Consider the following 6,438-nt stretch of genomic DNA (forward strand, 5'->3'; position numbering starts at 1 on the left):
TGAAGGAGACGCAACCGATGACTTCCGCCCCGCCCGAGGTGGAGCAGCTGCTGGACCGCGCCAACACCCTCGGCTCGGACCCGCGCAACACCAACTACGCGGGCGGCAACGCGTCCGCCAAGGGCACGGTCACCGACCCCGTGACCGCCCGCGACATCGAGCTGATGTGGGTGAAGGGGTCCGGCGGCGACCTCGGCACCCTGACCGAGAAGGGCCTGGCCGTGCTGCGGCTGGACCGGATGCGCGCCCTCGTGGACGTCTACCCGGGCGTCGAGCGCGAGGACGAGATGGTCGCCGCCTTCGACTACTGCCTGCACGGCAAGGGCGGCGCGGCGCCGTCCATCGACACCGCCATGCACGGCCTCGTCGAGGCCGCGCACGTCGACCACCTGCACCCCGACTCCGGCATCGCGATCGCGACCGCCGCCGACGGGGAGGAGCTGACCCGGCGGATCTTCGGCGACCGGGTCGCGTGGGTGCCGTGGCGGCGGCCCGGCTTCCAGCTCGGCCTGGACATCGCCGCGATCAAGCAGGCGAACCCGCAGGCGATCGGGGTCATCCTCGGGGGGCACGGCATCACCGCGTGGGGCGACACGAGCGAGGAGTGCAAGGCCAACTCGCTCGACATCATCCGCACCGCCGAGGCCTACATCGCCGAGCACGGCAAGGCCGACCCGTTCGGCGAGGTGATCCACCCGGCGCTGCCGGAGCAGGAGCGGCACGCGCGGGCCGCCGCGCTGTTCCCGCTGATCCGGGGCCTGGCGTCCACGGACCGGCCGCAGGTCGGGCACTTCACCGACGGCGAGGCCGTCCTCGACTTCGTCTCCCGCGCCGAGCATCCGCGGCTCGCCGCGCTCGGCACCTCCTGCCCGGACCACTTCCTGCGCACCAAGGTCGCGCCGATGGTCCTGGACCTGCCGCCGGACGCCCCGCTCGACGAGGCGAAGGCCCGGCTGAAGGAGCTCCACGCCGCCTACCGCGAGGAGTACGCGGCCTACTACGCGCGGCACGCCGCCCCAGACTCGCCGCCGATGCGCGGCGCGGACCCGGCGATCGTCCTGGTGCCCGGCGTCGGCATGTTCTCCTTCGGCGCCGACAAGCAGACCGCGCGCGTGGCCGGCGAGTTCTACGTCAACGCGATCAACGTGATGCGCGGCGCGGAGGCGCTGTCGTCGTACGCGCCGATCGACGAGGCGGAGAAGTTCCGCATCGAGTACTGGGACCTGGAGGAGGCCAAGCTCCGCCGGATGCCGAAGCCGAAGCCGCTCGCCACCCGCGTCGCGGTGGTCACCGGCGGCGGCTCGGGCATCGGCGCCGCCACCGCCCGCCGGCTCGCCGCCGAGGGCGCCTGCGTGGTCGTCGCCGACCGGGACCTGGCCGCCGCGGAGAAGGTCGCGGCGGAGATCGGCGCGGGCGCCCTGCGCGCCGGCGACGCCGCCGTCGCGGCCGGTGTCGACGTGACCTCCGAGGAGGAGATCGCCGCCGCCGTCCGCGCCGCGGTCCTGGCGTTCGGCGGCGTCGACCTCGTCGTCAACAACGCCGGCCTGTCGATCTCCAAGCCGCTGCTGGACACGACCGCCGCCGACTGGGACCTGCAGCACGACGTCATGGCGCGCGGCTCGTTCCTGATGTCCCGCGAGACCGCCCGCGTGATGGTCGAGCAGGGCATGGGCGGCGACATCGTCTACATCGCGTCCAAGAACGGCGTGTTCGCCGGGCCGAACAACATCGCCTACGGCGCCACCAAGGCCGACCAGGCGCACCAGGTGCGGCTGCTGGCCGCCGAGCTCGGCGAGCACGGCATCCGCGTCAACGGCGTCAACCCCGACGGCGTGGTGCGCGGCTCCGGCATCTTCGCCGGCGGCTGGGGCGCCAAGCGCGCCGCCGTGTACGGCGTGGAGGAGGAGAAGCTCGGCGAGTTCTACGCCCGGCGGACGCTGCTGAAGCGCGAGGTGCTGCCCGAGCACGTCGCCGCCGCCGTCTTCGCCCTCACCGGCGGGGACCTGACCCACACCACCGGACTGCACATCCCCGTGGACGCCGGCGTCGCCGCCGCGTTCCTGCGCTGACGGCGCGACTCCGACAGGGGACGGCCGCGCGGCCCCGGCCGTGCGGCCGTCCCGCAGGGCCCGCTCGACCAAAGGCACCCGAAGGGACCCAAAATGGACCAGGCGGACAAGTTCGCAGCACCCACCACGCCCGTGAAGGTCGGTCTCGTCGCCGGGGGACTCGGCGCGTACTGGCCGCAGTTCCCCGACCTGCTGCCGCAGCTGAAGCGGTCCGCCGAGCGCGTCTCGGAGCGGATGCGCGGGCTCGGCGCCGAGGTCGTGGACGTCGGCTTCATCTCCGACGCGCAGGAGGGCGCGGCGGCGGCCGAGCGGCTCCGCGCCGCCGGCTGCGACATCATCGTCGGCTTCCTCACCACCTACATGACCGCGTCGATGCTGGTCCCGGTCGCGCAGCGGGCGGACGCGCCGGTCCTGCTGATCAACCTGCAGCCGACCGAGTCGATGGACCACGCCACGTTCGACACCGGGCAGTGGCTCGCCTACTGCGGCGCCTGCCCGCTGCCGGAGATGGCCAACGCGTTCGAGCGCTGCGGCGTGCCGTTCCGCTCCGTCTCCGGCTACCTGGAGGACGAGCGGGCCTGGGCGAAGATCGGCCGCTGGGTGCGGGCCGCCGGGGTCCGGGCGGCGCTGCGCCGCGGCCGGCACGGCCTGATGGGGCACCTGTACCCGGGCATGCTGGACGTCTCCACCGACCTCACGCTGGTCGGCGCCAACTTCGGCGGGCACGTCGAGGTGCTGGAGTTCGACGACCTGCGGGTGCGGGTGGAGAAGGTCACCGAGGCCGAGGCGGCGGCGAAGAAGGCCGAGGCGGAGAAGATCTTCGAACTGGACGCGTCCGTCAACGACGACGACCTCACCTGGGCGGCCCGCGTCGCCGTCGGCCTGGACCGGCTCACCGCCGACTTCGCGCTGGACAGCCTCGCCTACTACCACCGCGGCCTGGACGGCGAGATCCACGAGCGGCTCGGCGCCGGCATGATCCTCGGCGCGTCGCTGCTCACCGCGCGCGGCGTCCCGGCGGCGGGGGAGTACGAGCTGCGCACGTCCCTGGCGATGCTGATCGCCGACCGGCTCGGCGCGGGCGGCTCGTTCACCGAGCTGCAGGCGCTCGACTTCCACCGCGGGCACGTCGAGATGGGCCACGACGGGCCCGCCCACCTGGCGATCAGCGCCCGCCGCCCGCTGCTGCGCGGCCTCGGCGTCTACCACGGCAAGCGCGGCTACGGCGTGTCGGTGGAGTTCGACGTCAAGCACGGCCCCGTCACCGCGTTCGGGATCGTCCAGCGCCGCGACGGGCGGTTCGCGCTCGTCGCGTCCGAGGGCGCGACCGTGGACGGGCCGCTGCTGCAGATCGGCAACACCACCTCCCGCGTCGACTTCGGCTGCGACCCCGGCGAGTGGACCGACGCGTGGTCGGCCACCGGCATCTCCCACCACTGGGCGCTCGGCACCGGCCACATGGTCGCCGACCTGAAGGCCCTCGCCGACCTCATGGAGATCGACCTCATCCACGTGAATCCCTGATCCCCCGTTCTGATGGCGTGAACGGGGGTTCCGCCCCCAGGCGATGACGGGCGCGGGCCCGCGGCCGTCCGGACGGCCGCGGGCTCTGTCCGGCTCCACGCCATCGGCCCGGTCGGCTCCGGCCGCACGTCAGTACCAGGAGGAAGTAAGTGAACGACGACCGCTACGGACAGGGGATCACGCGCAGGCGCGCCCTGCAGCTCGGCACCGCGGCCGCCGTCGCGGCGGGCGCCGCCCCCGTCCTCGGGGGCGCGCCGGCCGCCCAGGCCGCGCCGAGCCCGGCCGGACCGGGCGCGGGCGGGTTCGCCCGGCCCGGCGCGGCGGTGCGGCCGCGGTTCCGCTGGTGGTGGCCGGACGGGCTGGTCGACCCCGCCGAGATCCGGCGCGAGATCGACCAGATCGCCGCCGCCGGGTTCGGCGGGGCGGAGATCGTCGCCGTGCACCACAGCATCCGCGACAAGTCGGTGCTGGACCCGGAGGGGCACGGCTGGGGGACCCCGGCCTGGAACGCCGGCGTCGAGGCCGCCCTCGACCAGGCGGCCCGGCGCGGCATCACCGTCGACCTGACGATCGGCCCCGCCTGGCCCGCCGCCGTCCCGACGATCACCCCGGACGACACGGCCGCCGTGCAGGAGCTCGCCTACGGGACGGTCGCCGTCGCGGGCGGCGCCACCCACGACGGCCCCCTCCCCGAGCCGGTGGCCGCGCCCGGGGAGGGCGTGACGAAGCGGCACCTCGTCGCCGTCCACGCCGTCAGGACCGACCCGGCGAACGCGACCCGCAAGGAGACCGGCCTCGACCCGGCGTCCTTCACCGACCTGACCGCGGAGGCCGCGGGGGAGCGGATCACCTGGACGGCCCCGGCCGGCGGCGACTGGCTGCTGTTCGCCTACTGGCGGCGCGGCAGCGGGCAGCGCCCCGAGTCCGGCCCGCACTCCGCGCCGGACGCGTGCGTCGTCGACCACTTCAGCCGGGCCGGCACCCGCGCCGTCACCGCGTTCTGGGAGGCGCGGCTGCTGACCCGCGACATCCGCAAGCTGATCAAGCGGGCGGGCGCGACGCTGTTCGAGGACTCGATCGAGCTGGAGACGCACGCGCTCAACTGGACGCCGGACCTGCCCGCCGAGTTCCGGCGGCGCCGCGGCTACGACCTCATGCCGTACCTGCCGGTGGTCGTCCGCCTCAAGGAGAACACCATGTTCGCCTACGACGCGGCCACCACGTCCCACGTCCGGCACGACTTCTGGCTGACGATCTCCGACCTGTTCAACGAGTACCACTTCGAGGCGCTCGCCACGTGGGCGCACTCGATCGGGCTGGAGTACCGGGCGCAGCCGTACGGGCTGGAGACGGACGCGATCCGCACCGCCGCGATCCTCGACGTCCCCGAAGGCGAGTCGCTCGGGTTCAAGAACCTGGACGACTACCGCGCCCTCGCCGGCGGCCGCGACATGGGCGGGCGCAAGGTGCTGTCCTGCGAGGCGGGCGCCTACCAGGGCGGCGCCTACAACACCACCTGGGACAAGCTCCTGCGCACGATGGGCGGCGCCTACGCGGCCGGGCTGAACCAGACCGTCCTGCACGGCTTCTCCTACGCGACCGCGCCCGGCGCGGCCTGGCCCGGGTTCGCCGGGTTCACCCCCTACAGCGGCGGCATCGGCTTCTCCGAGTCGTGGGGGCCGCGCCAGCCGACGTGGCGGCACGTCCCGGACGTCGCCGGGTACCTGGCGCGCATCCACCAGACCATGCAGGCCGGCACGAGCCGCATCGACGTGGCCGTCTTCCGGCAGAAGGGCTACACCAAGACCGGCATCGGCGCCGCGTGGTTCACCAAGAGCGGCGTCCCGCTCGGCTGGACGCACCAGCTCATCAGCGCGCCGCTGCTCGACCTCCCCTCCGCGACCGTGTCCGGCGGGCGGCTCGCCCCGGACGGCCCCGGCTACCAGGTGCTGTTCGTCGAGGGCGACCGGTTCTCCGGCAAGGAGTGCACGCTGCCGCTCGACACGGCCCGCACCATGCTGAAGCTGACGAAGGCCGGGCTTCCGCTGGTCTTCCTCGGCGACTGGTCGGCCCCGGCCGTCCCCGGCCTGGCGCGGGACGGCGAGAACGAGAAGCTGCGCGCCGTCGTCGAGGAGCTGCTCGCACAGCCGCGCGTCCGCAACGTCGCCGCGGAGGACGACGTGCCGGGCGCGCTGGCCGACCTCGGCCTGCGCCCCACCGTCGGCTACGCGGAGGCGTCCACGCTCCTCACCGCGCACCGGCGGGAGGGCCGCACCGACTACTTCTACCTGTGCAACGGCAAGCACGCCGAGACGGTGAAGCCGCCGGTCGCCCCGATCGACCACGACGTCACGTTCACCCGCACCGACCGCAAGGCCGTCCCGTACCGGCTGAACCTGTGGACGGGCGAGACCGAGCGGATCGCCGTGTACCGCGAGGACGGCGACGGCGTCACGCTCCGGGTGGCGCTCCAGCCGTCCGAGGCCACCGTGATCATGCTGGCGCGCGGCGGGCACGCCCCGTCCGCCACCGCGTCCGAGGCGGAGCTGCGGGTGGACGGGCAGCGCCTGATCGCCCGCGCGACCGCCGCCGGGACCTACGCCACCACCCTGGCGGGCGGCCGCACGGTCACCACGGCGATCCGGGACGTGCCCGCGCCGCGGGCCCTCACGTCCTGGCGGCTGCGCGTCGAGGACATGACCCCGGACGGCGTGAAGCGCCACGACCTCGAGCTCGACGGGCTGAAGCCGTGGCCGGACATCCCCGAGCTCGCGGACGTCTCCGGCATCGGCACCTACACCGCCACCGTGACCTGGGCGGGCGGGAGCGGGGCGCTGCTGGAACT

The 6,438-nt window shown here is 74.3% G+C and carries 3 protein-coding genes; all 3 read left to right on the forward strand.

Features of this window, described 5'->3' with window-relative positions; translation table 11 throughout:
* The first annotated feature begins 17 nt into the window (after nucleotides 1–17).
* On the forward strand, nucleotides 18–2,069 hold the full coding sequence (locus tag E1284_RS20020; protein WP_131941091.1) for a bifunctional aldolase/short-chain dehydrogenase: 2,052 nt from the start codon (nucleotides 18–20) through the stop codon (nucleotides 2,067–2,069).
* Between the two features lie 93 nt (nucleotides 2,070–2,162).
* The gene (locus tag E1284_RS20025) at nucleotides 2,163–3,593 is read left to right on the forward strand and encodes an L-fucose/L-arabinose isomerase family protein (protein WP_131941093.1); all 1,431 of its coding nucleotides are present in this window, start codon (nucleotides 2,163–2,165) and stop codon (nucleotides 3,591–3,593) included.
* A 149-nt stretch (nucleotides 3,594–3,742) separates the two neighbouring features.
* Nucleotides 3,743–6,438, forward strand: a 2,696-nt coding sequence (locus tag E1284_RS20030; RefSeq protein WP_131941095.1) for a glycosyl hydrolase, incomplete at its 3' end; no start/stop codon positions are given.

The organism is Actinomadura bangladeshensis (assembly GCF_004348335.1).
GTDB classification, from domain to species: Bacteria; Actinomycetota; Actinomycetes; order Streptosporangiales; family Streptosporangiaceae; genus Spirillospora; species Spirillospora bangladeshensis.

Coding starts and splice junctions, on each gene's coding strand:
- E1284_RS20025 (WP_131941093.1), top strand. CDS start 2,163: ATGGACCAGGCGGACAAGTTCGCAGCACCCACCACGCCCGTGAAGGTC.
- E1284_RS20020 (WP_131941091.1), top strand. CDS start 18: ATGACTTCCGCCCCGCCCGAGGTGGAGCAGCTGCTGGACCGCGCCAAC.